Genomic DNA, 23,398 nt, shown 5'->3' on the forward strand with positions numbered 1-23,398 from the left:
TTAAGTGGCTATTTATAGATCTATAGTTATGAAATGAAGGTTCGGCCAGAAAATATACAACTTTTCTACGAATTAGCGGCCTAAAATCGCTTTTTCTAATCCACTAAAGAGAGAATCGTTTCCTTCAAACAGTGCTTCTACAACAGCAGGACGTTTTTTGCCAGATTGCATTTGCTTGTTTGCTTCACGAACTCGAAGTACCAGTTGCAACTCACTTGAAAGAGGGGATTCACCGTTATATGTCCACTGAGCAATCTGCTGGCTGAGTTTGCTCTCTTTTAATGCTGGACGAAGATCAACGAGTTCGTATTGCAGGACCGTGAGTAAGTCGATTTGTTTATCACGCGCAGCCGGGATATCACGTAAACGGTTTAGTAGAGCGGTCATTAGTTCGTTCGACTTAATTAACCCAGCTTGCTTTGGTAGCGACAATGATACGCGGGAAGACAGTTCAACGTTGTCTACTAGTGTATTAGGAGTGTACGTAATCGAAGTCAATGTATCGAAAGGTAGCCAAAAGTACTGATTGGGTTCAACCGCGAACTCATGTTTACCGAGTTTCACCAAAACCAAACCTTGTCTGACACAAATCAGTCTGTGTTTTAGAGATTTTCTGCGTGGAGTACAAATAAGAAAATCATTGTGTTCGGCTTGGTATGAAATCGCGTAGTGCATGGTGTCGCTCATCAGTTTTGGGGCGCTAAGGTTAACGTTTCTTGATGAAAAAGCCAACTTTGAGTAATCAATGCGTCAAAAAGCGATAAATGCTCTGGTCTGACCTTGTGAAATCTGCGAGAACTATAGCTGCCAAGAGACGTTTCTATGCGTAGAATAGTCGCGCTTTCTATTTACTGACTAAAATAATGACGACAAACACAGACCCATTTATTGAAATTCGTCCATATAATGACGAAGAGATTCCAGCGGCGATTGATCGCTTAGTTAATGATGAAGAATTCATTAGCGCAATCCTACAGCACCGTTTTTCTAATCACGCAGGTTGGTTTAAAGCCCTAATGTCACCTGTAGTGAAAGTCTACTTGAAAATGAAGTGGTCAAAACTGAACTCAGTTGAAGCGATTCAAGCTGAAGTGAAGAAGTATTTGGACCAAACTCTGAAATCAACCACAAACGGTGTGACTTTTAGCGGACTTGATAAGCTTGACTCTGAGCAGGCGTATTTGTTTGTTTCCAACCACCGTGACATTGCGATGGACCCTGCGTTAGTAAACTTTGGTCTGTTTCAAAATGGGCACAAGACGGTTCGCATCGCAATTGGTGATAACTTATTGAAAAAGCCATGTGCGACGGAATTAATGAAGCTTAATAAGAGCTTTATTGTAAAGCGCTCAGCGAAGGGCCCACGCGAAATGATGAAGGCGTTGGGAACTTTGTCAGGTTATATCAAGCATTCACTGGATACGGGACACTCAATCTGGATTGCTCAGAAAGAAGGTCGTGCTAAAGATGGCAACGATTTTACGGATCCAGCAATCCTTAAGATGTTCCATGTTGAAGGTCGTAAGCAGAAAGTAGCATTTGCGGACTACGTTAAGTCTCTGAGAATCGTGCCAGTATCGATTTCCTACGAAAATGATCCATGTGATATCGCTAAAGCGTTAGAGCTGCATGCGAATGAGTCGGTTGGTAGCTACGAAAAAGGCGAATTTGAAGATATCGAAAGTATCATTCAAGGTATTGTGGGTGATAAAGGCCGTGTTCATGTCGCATTTGGTGACGTAATTGAACAAGACTTTGAAACCCCGGAAGCTTTGGCCCAAGAGATCGATCGTCAAGTGCATGCGAATTACAAGTTGTTTCCAATTAACCAACTGGCAGCGGGCAATGAGCAAGTTGATGAGCAAGTTAAAGCCAAGCTTGCTGATAAGCTTAATATACTCCCAGAAGGTGCGCAGCCTTACTTGGTAGCAAGTTATGCAAACCCAGTAAAGAATCAGCCAGCATAGATTAGCTCATTCATTTCGAAAAAAGCCTCACGAATCAGTAAGGCTTTTTTATTGGCTGACGCTTCAACTTATGGGGCGACAGCGCCACCTAAGTTGAGGTTTGTCGGCCACTTTGTAATGCGGTTGCCACCAAGAAAGATATTGCCTTTTACGGTCATGGTATCTGGAAACTCGGTGATCTTTGATCCACCGAGATAAAGATCCCCGTCAATGGTGATTCCTTCGGGTAGGGCCTCAAGGGGGGTACGGATGACACTAAGATCGCCTTTCACTCTTAATCGTGGTGGTAATGACTGTAATGGAGTATCAGTAAAATTGAGGTAACCACCCACTTTAACCCCTCTAGGCCACTTCTTGATGTTCGAGCCAAGTAGATTGGCAAAGCCTCTGATATTGACTCCCTTCGATATCTTTTCTAGCTGGCTATTGGACGCATTAAGGCTACCTTGAATATCCATACCTTCAGGTAGACGTTTAATGGTCGTTTTAGCAATGTTCAAATTGCCCTTAATGACGAGTCCGTCAGGAAGTTCAGTGTAAGGCTTATTGCGCAGGTCAAGGTTGCCATAATTGTCGAGGTGATTGAGAATTCGAAATTGATCGAGTGGCACAGCTATAGCGGCAATACTAAAACTGAGCAAAAAGAGAAAACAAAAGGAACGTGGCATAGTTCAATCACTTAGAGAGTTCGTAATCAATATGAGTTCTAACAGAGGTAAGGTCAAATTTTCTATGCGACAGGAACAAAAAAACGGGCTCGAGTGCCCGTTTTGGAAAGCGTTCAGAATTGAATTAACGAGCTAGAGCACGAGTTTTTAATTCAAAAATTAACTTTTCTGCGCTGACTTCAAACTGGAAACGTGCGGTAACTTCCGTTGCGTCTTCCTCAATAGAAGTCACTTCGTATTTAACGCCTGCACATACTTCTTCAGCTAGTGCGACATATTTTGCTAGCTCAGCTTCAATTAAAGCTTTGCCGGTTGCAAAAATCGTCACTTCAGCCACATCATCACCTTCTTTGATGATAAAGCCCATTTCACCTGCGCAACCACATGCTTCGCATACTTGTTCTTGTTCGGTGGTCATCTCAATATCCTCTTACAAATAATGAGGTCATTTTAACGAGATTTTTGAAGCTTATCCATAAAAACGATAGCACATAGTTTCATGCCTAAATCAGTATGCTATGTTGTCTTTCGATTAATAATTCACCACCAATTTGCGAATAGCTCCTATTTACATGTGATGAAGATCAATAAATTACGAAAATTCATGTCATAATTCATCCAGAATGCCATTCAGTTAGTTGTCAGGGTTAGCATTTTGTAAGATTATCGGTGACTCATTATTATATAAACAATAGATAAAGTCTTATTATTCTATAAAGCATGCAAATGCATGCAGTTATGGAAAGTTAGTTTACGCGACAGTTAGATGGTGCGTACGGTTTAATTGTGATACTGTCTTTTGCATTGAGATTGATAATTCATCTCGTTTAACAAAATGTCATTGGACAAGGAAGCTAATTAATAAGGCGTCGATAATAAACTCATGAAGAGTTAGACGGATTTACAGAGAGAAGAGCCTGAACATGCCAAAGCGTAGTAAAGAAGATACCGAAATCACGATTCAGAAGATCATGGATGCAGTAGTTGATCAGCTATTGCGTCTTGGCTATGACAAAATGTCATACACGACTTTGAGCCAACAGACTGGTGTATCTAGAACGGGGATTAGCCACCACTTTCCTAAGAAGACGGATTTTACCGCTGCATTAGACGGACGCATCTTCAAGATGTTTGTTGAGCACGTAGAGTTTAATAAAGGTCTAGAAGAGTTTTCTTCAAGCTGGGTTGCGGCTTTAGACAGTGAAGAATTCCTAGCAATCCTACGTCTACTATTCCACCATATCGTGACGTCTCAAAGCACACATGAGTTCGCAAGCAACGGTATCGATCGTCTATACAAGATGACAGAAAGCCAGTTTGGTGAAGGCAGTGCTAAAGAGCTTGAGTGGTTGATTGGTAAATCAATCATCCGTATGGCTCAGTAATGACCAATAAAAAAGCCTTCTTCGGAAGGCTTTTTTATTATTTCAATTTTGTGTTTGTAACTAGATGGACATGTTTAGAGTTTTCTAAATTGTGTGACCAGTTTGCCTTGTGAACTTAAGTCTCTTACTAGCCCTTCACACTCTTCTTTAGTATCGCCTGCCAATATATTGGTTGCGGCGCATACGTCACTGATCGATTGTACACTGGAGTTCATCTCGTCGGTTACTCTGGCCATTTCTTCAATTGCTGTTGCTATCTGGCTATTCCTATCCGAGATGTCGGTGACTTGGCTAAGTAGTGAGTCCAACTTTTCTCCCGATGTTTCAGCGCATTCGACACAGACATCTGACAGCTGAGTGCCTTCGTTCATCGCTTGAACGGCTTTTTCCGTACTGCTCTGTATTTGCTTGATGATATTTTGGATTTCTTCTGTTGATTCCTGACTTCGCTGGGCGAGTTTTCGAACTTCATCAGCGACGACGGCAAATCCTCGACCTTGTTCACCAGCGCGAGCAGCTTCGATAGCGGCGTTGAGCGCGAGTAGGTTGGTTTGTTCAGCAACCCCTTGGATGATGATCAGCACTTCACCTATGGTTCGGCCATGCTCAACCAGCTGTTGAATCACATCAGAGGCGACGCCCAACTGTTTGGAAAGCTCATTAATCGAGCTGATAGTTTGGCTTACTGACGACCGGCCTTCGTTGGCGGCGGTATTCGCTTGGTCGGTAACATCGGATGCACTTTGAGCGTTTTGAGCAATCTCATTTGCTGTCGAGTGCATTTCATTGATGGCAGCGGCCACTTGCTCTGTTTCTGACGTTTGGCCTGTTAAGTTCTCTGCGGTTGTTTCGCAGTTATGGGCTGATGAACTGGCCGCCTGTACGACTTGCTGATTGGAGTCTTGTATACGCCCAACGATAGAGTTGATCTCAGACTGGCGCATCTTAAATGCTAACTGGATCTCGGATATATCATCGACCCTATCATTGTAAAGCAGCTCCATGAGTGGATTATCAAATACTTTTCGAGCATCGCCTGATAACTGCTCGAGGCGTCGAGTTTGAACGAAAGCAAGAGCGGTACTGATTATGAAAAATGCCCAGATGGCCATGAGCGGTGAAAAGGTAGCAATAAGGCTTGATGCGATCGCCACGACTAAGAATGAAAGAGATAAGCGTTGCCATAATCGAGTGCGCGGCAGCTTCAATTTTAAAGGAATCTTACCTTTGTTTAATTGCGCATAGAGTGCTTCTGCATTTTTAACATGCTCGCGTTTAGGAGCTAAGCGAACGGATTGATATTCGATGGCCTTGCCATTTTCTTTTATCGGAGAGGCAAATGCGTCCACCCAATAGTGATCGCCATTCTTACAGCGATTTTTGACTATTCCCATCCATGAGTTGCCCTGTTTTAAATAGGTCCACATATTTTCAAATGCTGCAGGGGGCATGTCAGGGTGACGGACTATGTTATGAGGCTGCCCAACGAGCTCTTCTAATGTATAGCCAGCGACATCACAAAAGTCTTTACTGGCATATGTGATGTGACTTGATGGCTTAGTAATTGAAAGCAAATTGAACTCGGGCGGGTAGGTGATTTCTTTTTGAGTTACGGGTTGATTTACACGCATAGCTCCAATTCCTTGTTCTATTTTCAACTTGATTCGAGCGAATTAGATTAAGTATATGTACAACTCAGAATACTTGACAAAATTACTCGGGTTTTTCCTGCTTTTTTTTCATTGAACCCTGAAATCTACAATTCCTCGTCTACCATTAAACTTATTAATGAGATTTGTTTCATGTCATTGAGGATGTGTATCCGTTGAAATAAGGGAGTGTTTTTCATGCCACATGGGTCTTCAATTAGTTCATATGCAAGTGCTGATAGCCTGTTAAAGCTTCATGATTTAAACGAGGCGGACTTAGCGCTAATTCGAAAGTTTGGTGACATGATGGTGCCAAAACTGGATGACTATGTACGCCATTTTTATGATTGGCTCGAAAAGCAGCCTGAGTATCAACAGTTTTTCTCTGAGCAAGTCAAGTTGAAGCGTGTGCAATCTGCACAGGTCAAATATTGGGAGACTTTTTTTGCGGCAAAGGTTGATGATATTTATATAAAAGAGCGACGAGAAGTTGGGGAAATTCACGCACGGGTTGGTTTGCCATTACCCACCTATTTTGCTGGTATGAATATCTCGATGGTTATTTTTACCAAGCGAATGTACGACGGCAGCTTATACAGTGATGAATACAGTTCGTTAGTTACTGCGTTTACCAAGCTTCTGCACCTTGATACCACGATCGTGGTTGATACTTACTCTCGATTAATTAATAAGCGGATTGCTGAACAAAGCGAAGCGTTATTGGCAATGTCCACACCAGTAACCATGGTTTGGCAAGACATATTAATGCTTCCCATTGTCGGAATCATCGACTCTAAGCGAGCTCAAGACATCATGACTGCGGTGTTAAATAAAATTTCAGAGCACCGAGCCAAAATTTTCATTATGGATATTTCTGGTGTGGCTGTGGTGGATACAGCGGTAGCGAATCACTTTATTAAGATTACCAAAGCGACCAAGTTGATGGGGTGCGATTGTTTAGTCTCAGGTGTGTCGCCAATGATTGCTCAGACTATGGTTCAACTCGGTATTAATGTCGGAGAAGTAAAAACCAATGCCACACTGCGTGATGCGCTAGAAAATGCTTTTGAAATAATGGGTCTGAATGTCCAAGCGTTGAAACAATTTTCTGAGCGATAGAGGATATATGACCAAGTCTATTTCAATCAGTCGATTGAGCAACGTTTTAGTTGCAACGGTTCAAATCGATCTTAGCTCAGAGGTGTTAGATAACTTCCGTGCAGATCTGTTGAACAAGGTTCGAGAGCATGCCATCAAAGGAGTGCTTATTGACCTCTCTGAAGTTAAAACGCTTGATCGTATGGACATGGACGCGTTGCTACAAATAGTAACGACGGTTGAGGTAATGGGGCGAGGATGCGCATTTGTTGGGATCAGGCCTGGGATTGCCATGGCCTTAGTTAACATCGGTTATGAGACTGAGAATCTCCATTGTGCTCGCAATATTGATGATGGCTTAGAGATGATAGGGCATTTGCGTGGAATCGAACAATGTGATTGAAGAAACGATTGAGACTTATCGAATTTATAGTGAGTCGGATGTTATGAGTGCGGTGATCGCGATTTTTTCATTGGCGCAGAACAAAGGCTTTTCAGAAACTGAAGTGAGTGAAATATCCACATCCGTCTCTGAGTTAGCGATGAATATCGTTAAGTATGCCCAAGAAGGCATTATTACTGTTTGGAGCATCGAACAATCAGAAAGACAACAAGGGATTAAAGTTGTCGCTAAAGACGTAGGTCCGGGTATAGAAGACCTTTCAACTGCATTAGAAGAACATTTTTCGACAGGTTCCTCATTAGGGTTAGGGCTTCCAGGTGTACGGAGAATGGTTGATGAGTTTGATATTGAATCTGAGCTAGGCAAGGGAACTCAGGTAACGTTCATTAAGTGGAAAACCTAATATGGGATTCGAATTCAGTGTTTATTGCGTTCCTTATCAAGGAGAACCAGAAGCGGGAGATGGCTATTATGTGCATCAGTTAGGGGATGACCTGATCGTAGTGATTATAGATGTTCTTGGCCACGGCCCTAAAGCAGCAAGCCTAGCTCGGATGATTGAATCTAAGCTAGCGGAGATTGCGTGCAAAGATATCAAGTGGATGACGTCCACTTTACACGAACATTTGGTGGGGTCGCTTGGCACTGCTCTTACCGTGGTTTATTTCGATTGTGCCTCCAAACAAGCTACAGGCATTGGAATTGGGAATACGCTGGTTCGTCAGTTAGGTCATAGCTATCGTTCGTTTGCCGCTCAACCTGGCATTGTTGGTGAGTTACTACCTACTTTACGACCTTTTGAGTTTCAGTTTGATGTTGATGAAACGTATCTATTCACTACCGACGGGGTAAAAGAAAACATTGATCGAGCTGAAATGGAGTTTGCAAATGGTAAAGCTCTTGATTATCTCTCCTCATTTTTTGTTCAGACGTTTAGTAAGTCCTTCGATGATGCAACAGCCATAGTTGTTAGGTATTGCCATGACTAATTCTTTCCAGTTCAGGGTTGATAATAGCAACGTAGCTCGTATTTCTTTTCGTAGAAAGCTCGTATCGATTCTCGAGATTTTGGGATATAGCTTTCAGGCTAGAGACCAACTGATCTTCCTTAGTGGCGAAATCATGGTGCGCTTATTTGATGATGATGCAACGCTTTGGGTGCACGCGTCATTGGAGTCTGATGGGGTCAAAGTTGTTTGGTCATACGAAGGTTCAAATCATAAGCTCCCTGATGTATCTGTCCCTCTCTTGAAATTGTCGCGTAATGGAGAAAGTTTAGTTTGGAACATTGAATCTTTAGTCTCTATGACACCAGCGTTAACTGATAAATTATTGGCGATATTAAGCGAAAAGTCGCGCGATGAGCTGATGGAAGAGTTGCAGGATACTAATCGACAATTGGCGCTTCATCAGGAAGGATTGGAGCATGAAATTGAGTTAAGAACCAGAGACTTACAGGCGAATGAAGCGTTGTCCCAAACCATTATCGAAGGGGCGCCCTCTAGTGTCGCTATCATTGATAGTCAGCAACGCATCATCCTATGGAATAAGACGGCTGAAGAGACATACGGTTACTCCTTTGATGAAGTGGAAGGCACAAATCTGTGCGAGCTTTTGCAAATCGACCTGCCAGACGAGTTACGTGACGTGTTAAGTGGAGAGCTCTCCATTAAAGACCAAAGCAAAGTGAGTGGTGGGTTCTTTGAGGTAGAAACGTACACATCGAAAGGGCATATGATTCCTATTGACCTTGGGATCACCATTTTCTTGTTTGATGAACAGTGCCGCGCCGCAATGTTTTTACGTGATGTGACATCTAGAAAAATTGTTGAAGATGAATTGAATAAAGCACGTTCGAAGGCAGAAGAAGCGGTTGAGGTGAAATCGATGTTTTTGGCTAACATGAGCCATGAAATTCGAACACCGATGAACGCCATTATTGGTATGTCTCACTTAGCGTTAAAAACAGAGTTAACGCCAAAACAGCATGATTACATTTTAAAGATCCACAACTCTGCTTCCCTGTTGCTTGGCATTATTAATGACATTTTGGATTTCAGCAAAATTGAAGCGGGTAAGCTGTCGATTGAGCACATTGAATTCCATCTTGATGATGTACTGCATAATGTCTCTATGGTGACAGGACAAAAGGCATTTGAAAAAGGGCTTGAGCTGATATTTCAAATAGACCGAAATGTTCCCAAAGTACTGTTTGGCGATCCATTACGCTTAGGGCAAATCATTATCAACTTGGTGAATAATGCGGTGAAGTTTACTGAGCAGGGTGAAATCACCGTTCATGTCAGCAAAAAGCCTTATTCCGAAGAGAAGATCGAATTGGACTTTACTGTTCAAGACACTGGTATCGGGATGAGCCCTGAACAATCTGATAAGCTATTTAGTGCATTTACCCAAGCCGATGGTAGTACCACGCGTCGTTATGGTGGTACCGGGCTTGGCTTATCAATATGTCGCCGTCTGGTCGAGTTGATGGGGGGGACCATCCATGTTGAGAGTGTCGTTGGGCAAGGAAGTCAGTTTAAATTTAATGTCTTAACTGGCTTTTTTGACGGTGATGAAGTTAGGTCGCATGTAGTTCCTTCTACCCTTAATGATGTTAAAGCCATGGTGGTGGATGACAATGAACATGCTCTTTTGGTGATGGAAGACCTACTCGATGTTTTGCCTAATCGACCGAGTTTAGTCTCTAGTGGTGAGTTAGCGATTGAGGCACTAGTGGAAGCGGCGAAGCAAGATCAACCTTACAATTTAGTGTTCATGGATTGGAAAATGCCCACCATGAGTGGGATTGAAGCAACGCAAAAAATCCGACAAACACTTCCTTCGGAGCAACAACCTAAAATCGTCATCGTGACCGCGTATGACAAAGAAGATATCTCTCTCGATCTTGATGACCTCGATATTGCGGGATTTTTGTCAAAACCTGTTGGGCAGTCTTATCTCTTTGACTTATTGATGGACCTATTTGGACCTAAGCTGCAAGAAAATGCTAAGAGTCATTCAAAACAGCGTACTAAAGACAGTTCCTTAAGAGGTTTAAACGTCTTGCTGGTGGAAGATAATGAGATCAATCAGCAGATCGCGGTTGAGCTGATGGAAGAAAAAGGGCTGAAAGTGACGGTAGCCAACAATGGTCAAGAAGCTCTAGATATTCTTGAAGAAGTCTATCAGCAAGAAAATCCGCCCTTTGACATAATATTTATGGATTTACAAATGCCGGTTATGGATGGCTATCAAGCGAGTAAGCGCATACGAGCCGACCAGCGCCTTGATGACGTGCCATTAGTGGCAATGACAGCGCACGCAATGATTGAAGAGCGTGAACGCTGTTTATCTATAGGGATGAACGATCATGTTTCTAAGCCGATAGATCCTGAAGTATTGTTTAGCACCATTAAGCGTTGCTGCTCGGATTTTCAGGCGTTACCCGCTGCTGAAGAGAAGGTTGAGGCAGTAGCGGATGAACCCGTTGATGACGTTGGCAATAAGGCGGTAACTTCATTGGAGCAAGTCGAATCCCTTGATCTTAAAAGTGGGTTACTGAGAGTGGCGGGTAATGAAGCACTTTATCGACGATTACTGTCTCAGTTAATCGACAAAGAGCATGACTTTGTCTCTAGGCTCGATATCGCTTTGGAAAAGCAAGATTATGATTATGCGAGTTTAATTACCCATACGCTAAAAGGCTCAGCGGGCAACTTGGGTATGGTACGTTTATTTGATATTGCCGCTCGACTAGAGCTTCAACTTGGCGATACTGAGCAACGAAATGAGATTGAAGCGACAAAAAACGAGCTAGAGCAATATATCAGCCCATTTTTACGGCAAGTGTGTGAAGGATTGGGACGATTGTACCCGTCAGAGATCCGTAACAATCTAGACGATGATAGCGTTGCTTTGATTTTGCAATTAGACATGCTGCTAAATGAATTTGATGCGAGTGCCATAGAGTTTCTTGACGAGCACTACCTCCGCTTCAATACTTTACTTGAGTCAGAAGCGTTTGAGATCTGCTGCCGTCATATCAATGATTGTGATTTTCTCTCTGCGAGCATAGCGTTAAGGAAAGCAGCCAGCATCTATCCGATTGATTCGGAAAAGATGTTTGGAGGTTCAAATGGATGAATTGAACTCTAGTGTATTAGTAGTAGACGATAATGCGGAAAACAGAGTGCTATTGAGCGGCTTGTTGAAACCGTATTTCAAAGTCCTTGTTGCCGTGAATGGCGAGCAAGCACTAAACCTTGCCTCGGCGAAACTGCCGGATATTATTTTACTCGACATCATGATGCCGGAAATGGATGGTTATGAAGTGTGTCTTCGCTTAAAAGCAAACCCTCTGACCGAATCTATACCCGTTATCTTTTTAACCGCAAAAACCCAAATAGAAGATGAGCAGCGTGGGTTTGAGGTTGGAGCGGTTGACTATATTCTAAAGCCGATCAGCCCGCCAATCTTACTGACCAGAATTAATACTCATTTGAAATTACGTGGTGTTATGGATGAGTTATCGCACCAAAATGAGGTCTTAGAAGAAAGGGTGAAAGAACGTACCCATGAGTTAGAGACTCTGCAAGATGCAACCATCGGTGCCATGGCGTCACTGGCAGAAACTCGAGATAACGAAACAGGTAATCATATTCGTCGCACCCAAAATTATGTGCGCATCTTAGCTGAAGAGTTGCGGCGAAAAGGTCACTACCCAGATGAACTTTCTGCAGAGTCGATTGAGCTGCTTTATAAGTCAGCACCCCTGCATGATATTGGTAAGGTGGGTATTTCGGATAGTATCTTACTTAAACCCGGTAAACTAACCGATGAAGAGTTCGACATCATGAAGAGTCATACTGCGTTAGGGCGTGAGGTTTTGCTCACTGTTGAATCTTCAATCGACTTCGAGTGTGATTTCTTAACGACAGCGATTGAGATTGCATTCAGCCATCAGGAAAAGTGGGATGGTAGTGGCTATCCAGAAGGGCTATCTGGCTATAATATTCCATTGAGTGCCCGTCTAATGGCGATTGCCGATGTGTATGACGCATTGATTTCTGAGCGGGTTTATAAGCCTGCTTTTTCTCATGATAAAGCAGTGAAAATTATTGAAGAGGGTTCAGGTTCTCACTTTGAACCATTATTGGTTGAATCGTTTCTGTCTATAGAGAAGAAATTTAGAGAAGTCGCCTCAACGTATAGAGATGAGGGCTTCGATGATGATTCGTTCAACTTAAAAGCCAGCGGAGATGAATAAGGTTCAACTCTGAAATAAGTGGTCTTACCTACTGATGAATTGAAAGAAAAATGTGAATCGCCGTACCTGGTGTTATAACGTTCTGTTACACTCAACCAATAAACTAGACAAATAGGAGTAGGTGTACGCATGTCTTTTCCGGTACTTATATGCGATGACTCCGCTTTAGCGAGAAAGCAAATGGCTCGCTCACTGCCTGCTTCGCTGAATGCTGATATAACGTTTGCTGTTCATGGTTTGGATGCATTAGAACAGCTAGAAAACAACGATTTTAAATTGATGTTTTTGGACCTAACCATGCCCGAGTTGGATGGCTTTGGTACCCTTGAAGAGATTGGCAACAAGGGTCTTGATATCCCGGTTGTTGTTGTATCCGGTGATATTCAACCCAAAGCCAAAGAGCGCGTGATGGCTTTGGGTGCGAAAGCATTTATTCAAAAACCTATCAATAAAGAAGCGCTTAATGCCGTTCTTAAAGAACTTGTCGAGCCAGCTAGTCGCCCACAGATCGTCACACCTGTCGCAATCGATCTACCCATTCTTCGTCGCCGTGATATTTATATGGAAGTGGCGAACGTTTCCATTGGCCGCGCTGCAGATGCCCTAGCACGTCATTTCGATGTATTTGTGCATTTACCGCTACCTAACGTGAATATCTTTGAGGTGAGTGAGCTTCATATGGCATTGCGAGACTTGGCAGAGAATGACCAAGTCTCAGGCGTTTGCCAAGGTTTCAGTGGTGAGGGGATAGCAGGGGAAGCTCTGGTTCTTTTAAGCGATTCCAGCGTTTCTGATCTTAAAAAATTGATGAAAGTTCCAGCTGACAGTGAAGAACTCGAAGAACTTGAACTTCTGATGGATGTGTCGAATATCCTTGTTGGCTCATTTCTTAATGGTCTCGGTGAACAATCAGAAGTACGATTCTTTCAAAGTTCACCTGTGCTGTTAGGACAGCACATCTCAATTGATTCGGTTATCCAATCGACCAGTGGTTCATTCCAAAAAACCATGACATTTGAGGTGAGTTACAATATTGACGGCACTAGCATAAGGTGTGATTTATTGTTTATGTTTGTGGATGAATCTTTGCCATTACTTGATAACAAATTGTCGTACCTAATGGAGGACTTTTAATGTTGAATCTTCCTGCTGAATTTGAGCAATTCCACTGGATGGTGGATATGGTACAAAACGTCGATCTGGGTTTGATTGTTATCGACCGAGACTATAAGGTTCAAGTGTGGAATGGTTTTATGACCCACCACAGTGGCGTACAGTCTCATGATGCGATAGACAAAACACTGTTTGAGCTGTTTCCCGAAATCCCGCAAGATTGGTTTAAGCTAAAAACCAAACCGGTTTATGACTTAGGATGCCGAAGCTTTATTACCTGGCAGCAGCGACCATACCTATTTAAATGTCGCAATGTGCGCCCGGTAACGCAACAAGCTGATTTCATGTACCAAAACATCACCTTGAATCCTATGCGAACTCCAACGGGTGAAATTCGCTCGTTGTTTTTGTCGATTCAAGACGCCACCGCAGAAGCTCTCGTTTCCAAACAACAATAAATTGTAATCAGCGCCAAGGTAATCCTTGGCGTTGTTGTCTATGCTGTAAGCAATTTCTACAAAAGTGTACCTACATGGAACGACTACCTACTCGTTTATATACCGCTCAGCAAGTTAAGCAGGGTGAGCACTTGGCTGCGCAGCAAGCCGGCGTAGAAATGTATGCCCTAATGCAACGTGCAGGGAAGGCAGTTTACCAACATATTCGAAATCAATACCCTGACATTAAACACCTCTCTATCTTGTGCGGTTGTGGCAATAATGGTGGAGACGGCTTTGTTTTGGCAAAGTTGGCGCAGAAAGATGGCCTAGGTGTGCAGCTGTATCTTTATGGGGATGATGCCAAAATATCGGGTGATGCGAAAAAAGCCAAACAAGAGTGGTTAAACGGTGGGGGTGAGATTAGCTCGATAGATAGCTTTAATGCAGGAGATGCAGAGCTTATCGTTGATGGATTACTTGGAACGGGTTTAAGTGGCGATGTTCGCGAACCGTTGCAGGCGCTCATTGAAAAGGTCAACGAAACGAATCTCCCTGTCGTATCGATAGATATCCCTTCAGGTTTGTGTAGCGATACTGGCTCGATATTGGGCGCTGCCATATCAGCGAGTTCAACGGTTACTTTTATCGGGGTCAAGCAAGGGCTGATGACGGGATACGCTCGAAGCGTAGTTGGCGAGCTACATTTTGCAGGCCTAGAAGTGATTGACGAGTTTGGGCAGATTGTCCCTTACTCCGCTATATCGCTTAGTCCCGAGTTGGTGAAGCACTTGCTACCGAAAAGATGCCCGACGGCGCATAAAGGTAAGCATGGGCGCTTACTTTGTATTGGTGGTAATGAAGGTTACTCTGGCGCAATTCGGCTATGTGCCAGCGCAGCGGCCAGAACGGGAGCGGGGCTAATTCGAACTTTGTGTCATGAAAGTTCGACATTGGCTCTGCAAGTCGGGTGCCCAGAAGTGATGACTCGCTCATGGAGTGGGGAGAGCTCCTTGCTGAATGAAGCGCTTCAGGCAACAGATGTGATCGCACTTGGTCCAGGGTTAGGCACCGATAGTTGGGCTCAAACGCTAATGTCTGCCTGCAAGGAGATCTCTAAACCTAAAGTGTGTGATGCCGACGCTCTGAACATGCTCGCGAACATACCTTATGTTGATCAACAAAGAGTGATCACTCCGCACCCGGGAGAGGCCGCGAGACTACTAGGCTGTAGCGTGGTAGCTGTGGAGCAAAACCGTTTTCAAGCTGTGACCGATCTTCAGAGTAAATATGGCGGTGTCGTCGTCTTAAAAGGGGCTGGGACGCTTATCTGCGATGGTCATGATATTTATGTTTGCAATGCCGGTAACCCAGGCATGGCTACTGGCGGTATGGGAGATGTTCTCACAGGGATTATTGCCGCAATGCTTGCCCAAGGGCTATCGTTATCGGATGCTGCGAAAGTAGGAACTCTGATTCACAGTACGGCCGCTGATAAGCTCGCAAACCAATATGGCCAAATAGGCCTGCTCGCCAGTGATGTAATACCGGAAGCGAGGGCCGTGATTCATCGGTGGTTGAATGGAAACTACTGATCGAAAAGTGAACTTTTTTTACTGGTTTCTGTGACTTCGATTGTTATTTCATAGTATTTCGTTACAATGCTCGTTCTTTCCTGAGTTGTGCATCCGTATTTGCGCAGAAAAGGACACGAACTCTCGTCTTTAATCTTTGAATTCTCATTAAGGACTCGTTTTAAATTGCATGTGTTGCTTGGTGTGCAACACCACTGTAAAGGATATTTTAATGCCTATTATTACTCTTCCTGACGGCAGTCAGCGTCAGTTCGACAACCCAGTTTCTACTCTTGATGTTGCTCAATCTATCGGTCCTGGTCTTGCGAAAGCAACCATCGCTGGTCGTGTAGATGGCAACCGTGTTGATGCATGTGATCTTATTGAACAAGATGCAAGCCTTGAAATCATCACAGTAAAAGATGAAGTAGATGGTCTAGAAATCGTTCGTCACTCATGTGCTCACCTGCTAGGTCACGCGATCAAGCAGCTTTACCCTGAAGCAAAAATGGCGATCGGTCCAACTATCGATAACGGTTTCTACTACGATATCGATCTTGAGTACTCTTTAACGCAAGAAGATCTAGAGAAGATCGAAAAGCGTATGAAAGAGCTTGCTAAGACTAAATACCAAGTTATCAAGAAAAAGGTAAGCTGGCAGGAAGCACGCGATGCATTTGAAGCTCGCGGTGAAACATACAAGATGGAAATCTTGGACGAAAACGTCTCTCGTGATGATCGTCCGGGCCTATACCATCATGAAGAATACATCGATATGTGTCGTGGCCCTCACGTACCACATATGGGTTTCTGTCAGCACTTTACGCTACTGAACGTAGCCGGTGCATACTGGCGTGGTAACAGTGACAACAAGATGCTTCAACGTATCTACGGTACTGCATTCCATGACAAAAAAGCGCTTAAAGCACACCTAACTCGCCTAGAAGAAGCGGCGAAGCGTGACCACCGTAAGATTGGTAAGCAACTAGACCTATTCCACATGCAGCAAGAAGCACCGGGTATGGTGTTCTGGCATCACAATGGTTGGTCTATTTTCCGTGACCTAGAAGTATTTGTTCGCGAAAAACTGACAGAGTACGGCTACCAAGAAGTAAAAGGTCCACTTATAATGGACCGCGTTCTTTGGGAACGTTCTGGTCACTGGGACAAGTATGCAGAAGCAATGTTTACGACTTCTTCAGAGAACCGTGAATACGCGCTTAAGCCAATGAACTGTCCAGGTCACGTACAGATCTTTAACCAAGGTCTAAAATCTTACCGTGATCTACCACTGCGTATGGCAGAGTTTGGTTCATGTCACCGTAACGAGCCATCTGGTGCACTACACGGCATTATGCGTGTACGTGGTTTCACTCAAGATGATGCTCATATCTTCTGTACTGAAAGTCAGATTCAAGAAGAAGTGACTAGCTGTATCAAGATGGTGTACGATACGTACCAAACATTTGGTTTCGACAATATCGTTGTTAAACTGTCTACGCGTCCTGAAAAGCGTGTTGGTTCAGATGAGATCTGGGATCAATCTGAAGAAGCGCTTAAGCAGTCTCTTGAAGCGATGGATATCGCATACGAAATTCAAGAAGGCGAAGGTGCGTTCTACGGTCCGAAGATTGAATTTACTCTTCATGACTGTTTAGATCGTGCATGGCAATGTGGTACAGTACAGCTGGATTTCAACTTGCCAGGCCGTTTAGGTGCAACCTACGTTGATGAAAATAACGAGCGTCAAACGCCAGTTATGATTCACCGTGCGATTCTAGGTTCACTAGAGCGTTTCATTGGTATTTTGATTGAAGAATACTATGGCTTCTTCCCAACTTGGTTATCGCCAGAACAGGCTGTAATCATGAACATTACTGATAAACAGTCAGATTATGTTCAGGAAGTGGCACAAAAACTACAAAAATGTGGAATTAGAGCTAAAGCGGACTTGAGAAATGAGAAGATTGGCTTTAAAATCCGCGAACACACTTTGAAGCGTGTACCGTTTATGCTTGTTTGTGGCGACCAAGAAATGGAAGCTGGCGAAATTGCAGTACGTACTCGTAAAGGCAAAGATCTCGGCAAGTTTAAAGTGGATGACTTTATTTCATACATCCAAGACGAGATTTCAAGCCGTAAGCTCAATCTGGAGGAATAAACTATTAAAGGCGGAAGACGCGGCCAAGTACCGGCCAAACAAAATGCTCATCGTTTAAACGGTGAAATTCGTGGCGTTCGTGAAGTTCGTTTAACTGGCGCTGATGGTGAATCAGTTGGTGTTGTTTCAATTCAAGAAGCGGTAGCAGCAGCTGAAGAAGCAGGTATGGATCTGGTAGAAATCAGTCCAAACGCTGAGCCACCAGTATGTCGTGTAATGGACTACGGTAAATTCCTCTTTGAGAAGAGCAAGTCTGCTAAAGAGCAGAAGAAGAAGCAAAAGCAGGTTCAGATTAAGGAAGTAAAATTCCGTCCTGGAACTGATATTGGAGACTATCAGGTAAAACTACGCAACCTGACGCGTTTCCTTGAAGAAGGCAACAAAGTGAAGGTAACAATTCGCTTCCGTGGCCGAGAAATGGCACACCAAGAGATCGGTGTCGACGTTCTAAATCGTCTTAAGGAAGACACTGTTGAATTAGCAGTAGTGGAATCTTTCCCTAAGAAGATCGAAGGTCGTCAGATGATCATGGTTCTTGCCCCTAAAAAGAAGTAATTAACGGCTTTGCAAGTAATAAAACTCAGCTGCCGTAAGGTGGCTGAGTTTTGTTCGCCCTAATTACTATTGTTTAATACAACTCAACAATGCGGAGTTATTCATCATGCCTAAGATGAAAACCAACAAAGGTGCTGCTAAGCGTTTTAAGAAAACTGCTGGTGGTATTAAGTTTAAGCACGCTACTAAACGTCACATCCTGACTAAGCGTACTACTAAGAACAAGCGTCAGCTTCGTCCAAATGCAATCCTTCCTAAGTGTGAAGTGGCTGCAGTTGCTCGTATGCTACCATACGCATAATTCTTTTTAGTTTATCAATCGTTTAGTTTAGGAGAAGCATAATGCCTCGCGTAAAACGTGGTGTACAAGCTCGTGCACGTCATAAGAAAGTTCTAAAACAAGCTAAAGGTTACTACGGTGCACGTTCACGTGTTTACCGCGTAGCTTTCCAAGCAGTTACTAAAGCTGGTCAATACGCTTACCGTGACCGTCGCAACAAGAAACGTCAATTCCGTCAACTATGGATTGCACGTATCAACGCTGCATCTCGTCAGAATGGTCTATCTTACAGCCGTTTCATCAACGGTCTTAAGAAAGCATCTATCGAGATCGACCGTAAGATCCTTGCTGACATCGCGGTATTCGACAAAGCTGCATTCGCAGTTCTAGTTGAAAAAGCGAAAGCTGCTCTTTAATTAGAGTTAGTGATTAGGATTAAGGAAAGGAGAGCTTCGGCTCTCCTTTTTTATATCTGAAATATCTCTCTATAAGCTCGATAGCGGGCTTTTAACGCCGCTAGCCCCCCTTTCTAATACATGAGTATAAATCTGCGTAGTACGCACGTCGCTGTGTCCTAGCTGCTCTTGTACGGTTCTGATATCTGCACCTGATTCTAATAAATGTGTTGCGAAGCTATGTCTTAGGGTGTGGCAGGTGACATGTTTATCAATGCCCGCTTCTTTAGCCGAACGTTTAACAGCGCGCTGAAGTGCCACTGCGTTGATGTGGTGGCGTCGCACTAAACCTGTCTCTGGATCTGTCGATAGCTTGTTTGAGGGAAATAAGTAGTGCCACTTGAACTCAAGCTCTGCCCCTTGATATTTCTTCTGCAATGATTGGTTAAGCCAAACGCCAGCGTATCCTGGTGTATTCATATCTTTTTTGTAATAGCGCTGTGCCAAAGCTTGTTGCTCTTTGAGCATTGGGACTAACTCTTTTGCCAACGTAACAACTCGGTTCTTGCCGCCTTTTCCTTGCCAAATTCGCACTGCTGAATAATCGTAATCTATATCGTGTACTCGTAGCCGAACTGCCTCCATCACACGCAGTCCAGAGCCGTACAAAAGCATAATGTGGAGCTTGTACCTTGGGTCGATGTGTTTAAGGAACTGTCGAGTCTCGTGCTTGGTTAATACCACCGGAAGTTTTCGATCGAGTAGCGACTTCTGAAACTTCATATCGTTTTCTAGTGGAGTCCGATAAAAATCGCGATAGAGAAAGTTAATCGCGTTTAGCGCAAGAGCTTGAGTCTTCGCGGCCACTTTATCGTGGAGAGCGAGGTGTGTTAGGAATTCTTCAACACTTTTCTCATCGAGCTTCGAAGGATGCGTCATATGGTGGAACGTAACAAATCGACTAATCCAGTTAATATAAGCATCGATGGTCTTAGTCGCATAGTGACGCGCTCTCATGTGTTCTTTAATGCTCAATATAAACTGATTCTTCATCGCGATGACCTAATGTGGCTAAGTAAGTTAGTCACCATGTTTGGGGCGCTCAATGAATTCAAGTGCCTAGCGCTGCACGTTTTCAATAACTGGTCCTCTCGCACTCAGTTTCATCCTAAGTGATGGATAGTTACCGATTGAACTGTGAGGCATGTCTGTACGGTTCCATATGAATACAATTGTGACAGTGTTACCATTTGCAAACTTTATACGATTTTTCAATGAATTATTTCTTATCGCCCGATGAAAAGTCGAGGTGAATAATCACAACAACTAAGGATGTTAACTGTGAAAAAGGCACTCGCTTTAGTTTTGTTCGCAACCATTGCATACGGCCCTCTCGTGGCAGCAGAAACTAAAAAAGAATCGGTGGCGCAACTACTTGATGCGATGAAGATTGAAGACCAAATGGTGGGGGGCTTTGAAGCCATGCTTCCCGTTATTCACCAGCTAGCCGCTAAGCTTCAGCTCGACCAAGCCGAAACAGAAGAGCTAAAAGATATATATCGTGATTGGTTCAATAACGATTTCGACAAGTTTTATATCAGCACGCAGATCGCCGATCTTTATGCGGATACTTTCACCCATGATGAAATCAAAGCGATCACAGAGTTCTACTTAACGCCAGCAGGCCAGAAACTGGTAGAGAAGTCACCAGAGCTTGCGAAGTTGGGCGCTCGATTCGGCATGGAAGAGGCGCAGCGTAAACAGCAGCAACTGCTTGAGAAGTTGGGTCCATTTATTGAAAAGCACTCTCCAGAACAGTAATTAGACAATAAATCATTTGATAAAGCAGTAGATTGGATATGGATGATAAAAGTCAGCAGTTTTTACAACAATACCTAGATACTCTGCCAGCAGACAAAGCGAACAATAGTCCGTCTTGCAGTGCAGACTACTTTTGTGCCGATGAATACAATGCCAACTTATGCGCAGAGCTGATATTACGCGGTGAAAAACGGGCGTCGTGTAGTATGGAGTATTGGTACAGTCATGAAGGTGAGCCTGTGCCTGAGGTAGGGCACCTTCAGGTTGTACTTAATTGGAAGGGAGATCCGGTATGTATTATTGAACTTACCGATGTCTCCACAGCTATGTACTGCGATGTGACGGCGGAGTTCGCTGCAGCAGAGGGCGAAGGAGAAAAAAGCCTAGAGTGGTGGCGTGAAGCTCACTGGAAGTTCTTTTCTCGTGAATGTGAAGAACTCAACATTGAACCAAGTGAAGAGATGCTGTTAGTGCTTGAGCGCTTTAAAGTGGTCTACTCCTAGATTGCTGGGACACAATGATAAACTAAGCAAAAAGGCTCGATGTCCATCAAGCCTTTTTTCTATTTTTCGTATGTCTACTTAGCTAGCAATATTCATTGTCAGGTTTAGGTCGAGAGACAATTTAGAAAGTTTGTCTTTCAATATCTTACGCGTCTTTTCTAGCTCAGCGACTTGCACCTGTTTACCTTGAGCATGAACATCCAATTTTACGCGCAGCTCTCGGCCTACCTTAGTAACGCCCGCGACTTCAAGGTTTTGTGTTACTTGCTTATCTAAGGCAGACACTTCTGCGTCTACGGTGTCACAAATTGTCGCGCTAGGCTTCATCATCAGAAGTTCACGTAGCGCATCACGCAACATCTCATATGGGACTTTAATGAAGTAGAACGACATAAGTAACATCATCATTGGGTCCGCATAAACTGCATATTGTGACAATGGAGAAAGAGTAATCAACCACGCTGCGATAAAGCCAAGTGTTACTGCGACACTCAGTAGGGTATCCATCTGCCATTGTTTCGTTTCGGCTTCAATCAAACCTGATGAAAAGCGTTTAGACTTCTTAGCGATATGCCACCAAGCATAACCACAACCGATAACGTTTACTGCGCCAAACAATGTAGCGATACCGACATCGACTTCACGACCTCCTGCAAAAAGAGAAGTTACTGCAGAGTAAAGCGAATAAGCGACAATCGCGAGAATGACACTGCCTTTGATAGCGATAACGATAGGTTCAAGAACCGATTTACCAAATGGAAATTGACGTTTAGAAGGTCGTTCAATAAATCGAGAGACAGCCAGTGACAATAAAGTTAACAGTAAACTGACTAGGGAGTAGACACCATCGAAAACAATAACAAGTGAGCCAACAAGCAAACCGAGTACTAAACCACCGCCCGCAAAGCCTGATGCTAACAGCGCTGAGAAGGTAAGTATTCGTTTTTCATTTAAGCTTGTCCTAGCACACATAAAGGTATCTCTTCTATAAACACCCTTATAGTTTTCTCATAATCAGAGAATTATACAAACTAAATCTAGATTGATGGATAGTGCAAAAACTGAGTTTTATGGATAACTCTATATTAATCAATGGGATATGGTGATATCTCAGTGTCAATAAAAATGACGCTGACTGATGTTTAATCTATTAGAAACTTATCTTAGAAATCAAAAAGATACTCGTTAAGCTTATCGGCAAGCCATGACATACCAGGGTGCTCAGTCATACCTGCAGAAGTAAACATACAGTAATCTTCTTGTGTTAAGCCATAGGTATGCTTGATTACCGCAAGCTTCTGGCTTCTTAATAAATGACGAATAAGGGGCTCTGGCAGTACGCCCCAAGCGTCCTCTTCCAAAATAGTATTGAGCATGTAATCGAAGCTTGAGAAGCCAATATGTCTGAGGGAGAAAGGCTGCAGTTCAGGGTTATCTTTTTCGTTCAAATAAACCATTACGGCTTGCATCGCGTTACGTAATTCATCGTCTGACACACGTCTTAGGCGCGCAAGTGGGTTAATTGAGCGGCACACAGACATCAGACGAATCTTACCAAGAGGCTGGAAGGTGATAAGCGGATCGTCAATACGTTCATAATCGACACCAAACGCAAAGTCGACCTGAGAAGTTGCGACTAAGTTAGTCAGGTCGCCACTAGAGGCAAGCACAATGTTGAACGCGGTTGCAGGGAAGCGGTTGTTGAGTCGGTGTGAAAGGTCTTGCCACAGTTCGTCAGGTAACGAGTCATCACGGGCAATCCATACTTCGGCGTTAAACTCACCAGAGACTTGAGCACATGTCTGTCTGATTCGTGAGGCGGTGACCAACAGGTTCTGGCTATCTTTGTAAATTGCCTTTCCAGCTTCAGAGAGGACCAAATTGTTTCCGCTACGTACAAAGAGTTCGACATCAAGATCTTTCTCTAATGCTTTGATCGACATGCTTAACTTAGTACGGTTACATTCGAGTTGACGTGCCGCTTCCGAGACTGAGCCTGTATCAGCGACAGTACAAAAGGCTTCGATTTGCGAAAGGTTCATCGGTTGCTCAATTTGGTTAGATTGAAATCGATCTTATATCAAAGTTAGTGGATTGTCTGTTTTCACGATTGAAATGCT

The 23,398-nt window shown here is 43.6% G+C and carries 24 protein-coding genes; 17 read left to right on the plus strand and 7 right to left on the minus strand.

What is annotated here, in order from left to right:
* Positions 1-72: 72 nt before the first annotated feature.
* Complete coding sequence (locus tag ACHUFZ_RS03820; protein WP_394125962.1) at positions 73-675, minus strand: AraC family transcriptional regulator; 603 nt, start codon at positions 673-675, stop codon at positions 73-75.
* A gap of 188 nt (positions 676-863) precedes the next feature.
* Here ACHUFZ_RS03820 and ACHUFZ_RS03825 point away from each other — a divergent pair, with 188 nt between their 5' ends.
* Complete coding sequence (locus ACHUFZ_RS03825; protein WP_394125963.1) at positions 864-1,967, plus strand: 1-acyl-sn-glycerol-3-phosphate acyltransferase; 1,104 nt, start codon at positions 864-866, stop codon at positions 1,965-1,967.
* Between the two features lie 68 nt (positions 1,968-2,035).
* On the opposite strand, the gene ACHUFZ_RS03830 is transcribed toward ACHUFZ_RS03825, so the two are convergent.
* Both ACHUFZ_RS03830 and ACHUFZ_RS03835 read right to left on the minus strand, forming a co-directional pair.
* Positions 2,036-2,635, minus strand: a complete 600-nt coding sequence (locus tag ACHUFZ_RS03830; RefSeq protein WP_394125964.1) for a hypothetical protein — start codon at positions 2,633-2,635, stop codon at positions 2,036-2,038.
* Between the two features lie 124 nt (positions 2,636-2,759).
* Positions 2,760-3,053, minus strand: a complete 294-nt coding sequence (locus tag ACHUFZ_RS03835; protein ID WP_394125965.1) for a DUF406 family protein — start codon at positions 3,051-3,053, stop codon at positions 2,760-2,762.
* A 505-nt stretch (positions 3,054-3,558) separates the two neighbouring features.
* On the opposite strand from ACHUFZ_RS03835, the gene ACHUFZ_RS03840 reads away from it, so the two are divergent.
* On the plus strand, positions 3,559-4,020 hold the full coding sequence (locus ACHUFZ_RS03840; protein WP_053438890.1) for a TetR/AcrR family transcriptional regulator: 462 nt from the start codon (positions 3,559-3,561) through the stop codon (positions 4,018-4,020).
* Positions 4,021-4,094: 74 nt separating this feature from the next.
* Here ACHUFZ_RS03840 and ACHUFZ_RS03845 read toward each other — a convergent pair whose 3' ends face one another.
* Entirely contained in the window at positions 4,095-5,651 is a 1,557-nt protein-coding gene (locus tag ACHUFZ_RS03845) for a methyl-accepting chemotaxis protein (protein WP_394125966.1), read from the minus strand.
* A 216-nt stretch (positions 5,652-5,867) separates the two neighbouring features.
* Here ACHUFZ_RS03845 and ACHUFZ_RS03850 point away from each other — a divergent pair, with 216 nt between their 5' ends.
* From ACHUFZ_RS03850 to rplT, 13 genes are all read left to right on the plus strand, one after another.
* Positions 5,868-6,788 (plus strand): protoglobin domain-containing protein, encoded by a 921-nt coding sequence (locus tag ACHUFZ_RS03850; RefSeq protein WP_394125967.1) that lies wholly within the window; start codon positions 5,868-5,870, stop codon positions 6,786-6,788.
* A gap of 7 nt (positions 6,789-6,795) precedes the next feature.
* A complete protein-coding gene (locus ACHUFZ_RS03855) occupies positions 6,796-7,170 on the plus strand; it encodes an STAS domain-containing protein (RefSeq protein WP_394125968.1) in 375 nt (124 codons plus the stop codon).
* Positions 7,148-7,573, plus strand: coding sequence for an anti-sigma regulatory factor (locus ACHUFZ_RS03860; protein WP_394125969.1), 426 nt, complete (start codon positions 7,148-7,150; stop codon positions 7,571-7,573). Before ACHUFZ_RS03855 ends, ACHUFZ_RS03860 begins: the two co-directional genes overlap by 23 nt.
* A gap of 1 nt (position 7,574) precedes the next feature.
* Entirely contained in the window at positions 7,575-8,159 is a 585-nt protein-coding gene (locus ACHUFZ_RS03865) for a SpoIIE family protein phosphatase (protein WP_394125970.1), read from the plus strand.
* A complete protein-coding gene (locus ACHUFZ_RS03870; protein ID WP_394125971.1) occupies positions 8,152-11,316 on the plus strand; it encodes a hybrid sensor histidine kinase/response regulator in 3,165 nt (1,054 codons plus the stop codon). Before ACHUFZ_RS03865 ends, ACHUFZ_RS03870 begins: the two co-directional genes overlap by 8 nt.
* Entirely contained in the window at positions 11,309-12,439 is a 1,131-nt protein-coding gene (locus ACHUFZ_RS03875) for an HD domain-containing phosphohydrolase (protein ID WP_394125972.1), read from the plus strand. The genes ACHUFZ_RS03870 and ACHUFZ_RS03875 overlap by 8 nt, the downstream gene beginning before the upstream one ends.
* Positions 12,440-12,568: 129 nt before the next feature.
* Positions 12,569-13,573, plus strand: coding sequence for a response regulator (locus ACHUFZ_RS03880; RefSeq protein ID WP_394125973.1), 1,005 nt, complete (start codon positions 12,569-12,571; stop codon positions 13,571-13,573).
* Positions 13,573-14,010 carry a PAS domain-containing protein gene (locus ACHUFZ_RS03885; protein WP_053438899.1) on the plus strand — a complete coding sequence of 146 codons (438 nt, stop codon included), beginning with the start codon at positions 13,573-13,575 and terminating at the stop codon, positions 14,008-14,010. Before ACHUFZ_RS03880 ends, ACHUFZ_RS03885 begins: the two co-directional genes overlap by 1 nt.
* Positions 14,011-14,084: 74 nt before the next feature.
* Entirely contained in the window at positions 14,085-15,584 is a 1,500-nt protein-coding gene (locus tag ACHUFZ_RS03890; RefSeq protein ID WP_394125974.1) for an NAD(P)H-hydrate dehydratase, read from the plus strand.
* A gap of 211 nt (positions 15,585-15,795) precedes the next feature.
* Positions 15,796-17,724: a threonine--tRNA ligase gene (thrS, locus tag ACHUFZ_RS03895; protein WP_004411423.1), complete on the plus strand. Its 1,929-nt coding sequence runs from the start codon at positions 15,796-15,798 to the stop codon at positions 17,722-17,724.
* 3 nt (positions 17,725-17,727) lie between these two features.
* Positions 17,728-18,279 carry a translation initiation factor IF-3 gene (gene infC, locus ACHUFZ_RS03900; RefSeq protein WP_126572354.1) on the plus strand — a complete coding sequence of 184 codons (552 nt, stop codon included), beginning with the start codon at positions 17,728-17,730 and terminating at the stop codon, positions 18,277-18,279.
* A 106-nt stretch (positions 18,280-18,385) separates the two neighbouring features.
* On the plus strand, positions 18,386-18,580 hold the full coding sequence (rpmI, locus tag ACHUFZ_RS03905; RefSeq protein WP_004411425.1) for a 50S ribosomal protein L35: 195 nt from the start codon (positions 18,386-18,388) through the stop codon (positions 18,578-18,580).
* 41 nt (positions 18,581-18,621) lie between these two features.
* A complete protein-coding gene (rplT, locus tag ACHUFZ_RS03910) occupies positions 18,622-18,975 on the plus strand; it encodes a 50S ribosomal protein L20 (protein WP_004401084.1) in 354 nt (117 codons plus the stop codon).
* A 69-nt stretch (positions 18,976-19,044) separates the two neighbouring features.
* Here the strand turns inward: rplT and ACHUFZ_RS03915 are convergent, their stop codons facing one another.
* On the minus strand, positions 19,045-20,007 hold the full coding sequence (locus ACHUFZ_RS03915) for an integron integrase (RefSeq protein WP_394125975.1): 963 nt from the start codon (positions 20,005-20,007) through the stop codon (positions 19,045-19,047).
* Positions 20,008-20,286: 279 nt separating this feature from the next.
* On the opposite strand from ACHUFZ_RS03915, the gene ACHUFZ_RS03920 reads away from it, so the two are divergent.
* Positions 20,287-20,775 carry a DUF2059 domain-containing protein gene (locus ACHUFZ_RS03920; protein ID WP_394125976.1) on the plus strand — a complete coding sequence of 163 codons (489 nt, stop codon included), beginning with the start codon at positions 20,287-20,289 and terminating at the stop codon, positions 20,773-20,775.
* A 38-nt stretch (positions 20,776-20,813) separates the two neighbouring features.
* A complete protein-coding gene (locus ACHUFZ_RS03925) occupies positions 20,814-21,278 on the plus strand; it encodes an ASCH domain-containing protein (RefSeq protein ID WP_394125977.1) in 465 nt (154 codons plus the stop codon).
* A gap of 78 nt (positions 21,279-21,356) precedes the next feature.
* On the opposite strand, the gene ACHUFZ_RS03930 is transcribed toward ACHUFZ_RS03925, so the two are convergent.
* Together ACHUFZ_RS03930 and ACHUFZ_RS03935 are read right to left on the minus strand one after the other, a co-directional pair.
* A complete protein-coding gene (locus ACHUFZ_RS03930) occupies positions 21,357-22,250 on the minus strand; it encodes a cation diffusion facilitator family transporter (protein WP_394125978.1) in 894 nt (297 codons plus the stop codon).
* A 191-nt stretch (positions 22,251-22,441) separates the two neighbouring features.
* Positions 22,442-23,320 carry a LysR family transcriptional regulator gene (locus tag ACHUFZ_RS03935; protein ID WP_394125979.1) on the minus strand — a complete coding sequence of 293 codons (879 nt, stop codon included), beginning with the start codon at positions 23,318-23,320 and terminating at the stop codon, positions 22,442-22,444.
* Positions 23,321-23,398: the final 78 nt, after the last annotated feature.

Source organism: Vibrio hepatarius (assembly GCF_043642085.1).
GTDB classification, from domain to species: Bacteria; Pseudomonadota; Gammaproteobacteria; order Enterobacterales; family Vibrionaceae; genus Vibrio; species Vibrio hepatarius_C.

What these genes read in the sequence shown, in the direction of transcription:
- ACHUFZ_RS03870 (WP_394125971.1), top strand. Translation starts at nt 8,152, where the DNA reads ATGACTAATTCTTTCCAGTTCAGGGTTGATAATAGCAACGTAGCTCGT.
- ACHUFZ_RS03830 (WP_394125964.1), bottom strand. Translation starts at nt 2,635, where the DNA reads ATGCCACGTTCCTTTTGTTTTCTCTTTTTGCTCAGTTTTAGTATTGCC.
- rpmI (WP_004411425.1), top strand. Translation starts at nt 18,386, where the DNA reads ATGCCTAAGATGAAAACCAACAAAGGTGCTGCTAAGCGTTTTAAGAAA.
- ACHUFZ_RS03840 (WP_053438890.1), top strand. Translation starts at nt 3,559, where the DNA reads ATGCCAAAGCGTAGTAAAGAAGATACCGAAATCACGATTCAGAAGATC.
- ACHUFZ_RS03825 (WP_394125963.1), top strand. Translation starts at nt 864, where the DNA reads ATGACGACAAACACAGACCCATTTATTGAAATTCGTCCATATAATGAC.
- ACHUFZ_RS03855 (WP_394125968.1), top strand. Translation starts at nt 6,796, where the DNA reads ATGACCAAGTCTATTTCAATCAGTCGATTGAGCAACGTTTTAGTTGCA.
- ACHUFZ_RS03865 (WP_394125970.1), top strand. Translation starts at nt 7,575, where the DNA reads ATGGGATTCGAATTCAGTGTTTATTGCGTTCCTTATCAAGGAGAACCA.
- ACHUFZ_RS03885 (WP_053438899.1), top strand. Translation starts at nt 13,573, where the DNA reads ATGTTGAATCTTCCTGCTGAATTTGAGCAATTCCACTGGATGGTGGAT.
- ACHUFZ_RS03875 (WP_394125972.1), top strand. Translation starts at nt 11,309, where the DNA reads ATGGATGAATTGAACTCTAGTGTATTAGTAGTAGACGATAATGCGGAA.
- ACHUFZ_RS03835 (WP_394125965.1), bottom strand. Translation starts at nt 3,053, where the DNA reads ATGACCACCGAACAAGAACAAGTATGCGAAGCATGTGGTTGCGCAGGT.
- ACHUFZ_RS03820 (WP_394125962.1), bottom strand. Translation starts at nt 675, where the DNA reads ATGCACTACGCGATTTCATACCAAGCCGAACACAATGATTTTCTTATT.
- ACHUFZ_RS03920 (WP_394125976.1), top strand. Translation starts at nt 20,287, where the DNA reads ATGTTAACTGTGAAAAAGGCACTCGCTTTAGTTTTGTTCGCAACCATT.
- ACHUFZ_RS03925 (WP_394125977.1), top strand. Translation starts at nt 20,814, where the DNA reads ATGGATGATAAAAGTCAGCAGTTTTTACAACAATACCTAGATACTCTG.
- ACHUFZ_RS03890 (WP_394125974.1), top strand. Translation starts at nt 14,085, where the DNA reads ATGGAACGACTACCTACTCGTTTATATACCGCTCAGCAAGTTAAGCAG.
- ACHUFZ_RS03935 (WP_394125979.1), bottom strand. Translation starts at nt 23,320, where the DNA reads ATGAACCTTTCGCAAATCGAAGCCTTTTGTACTGTCGCTGATACAGGC.
- thrS (WP_004411423.1), top strand. Translation starts at nt 15,796, where the DNA reads ATGCCTATTATTACTCTTCCTGACGGCAGTCAGCGTCAGTTCGACAAC.
- rplT (WP_004401084.1), top strand. Translation starts at nt 18,622, where the DNA reads ATGCCTCGCGTAAAACGTGGTGTACAAGCTCGTGCACGTCATAAGAAA.
- ACHUFZ_RS03880 (WP_394125973.1), top strand. Translation starts at nt 12,569, where the DNA reads ATGTCTTTTCCGGTACTTATATGCGATGACTCCGCTTTAGCGAGAAAG.
- ACHUFZ_RS03915 (WP_394125975.1), bottom strand. Translation starts at nt 20,007, where the DNA reads ATGAAGAATCAGTTTATATTGAGCATTAAAGAACACATGAGAGCGCGT.
- ACHUFZ_RS03845 (WP_394125966.1), bottom strand. Translation starts at nt 5,651, where the DNA reads ATGCGTGTAAATCAACCCGTAACTCAAAAAGAAATCACCTACCCGCCC.
- ACHUFZ_RS03930 (WP_394125978.1), bottom strand. Translation starts at nt 22,250, where the DNA reads ATGTGTGCTAGGACAAGCTTAAATGAAAAACGAATACTTACCTTCTCA.
- ACHUFZ_RS03850 (WP_394125967.1), top strand. Translation starts at nt 5,868, where the DNA reads ATGCCACATGGGTCTTCAATTAGTTCATATGCAAGTGCTGATAGCCTG.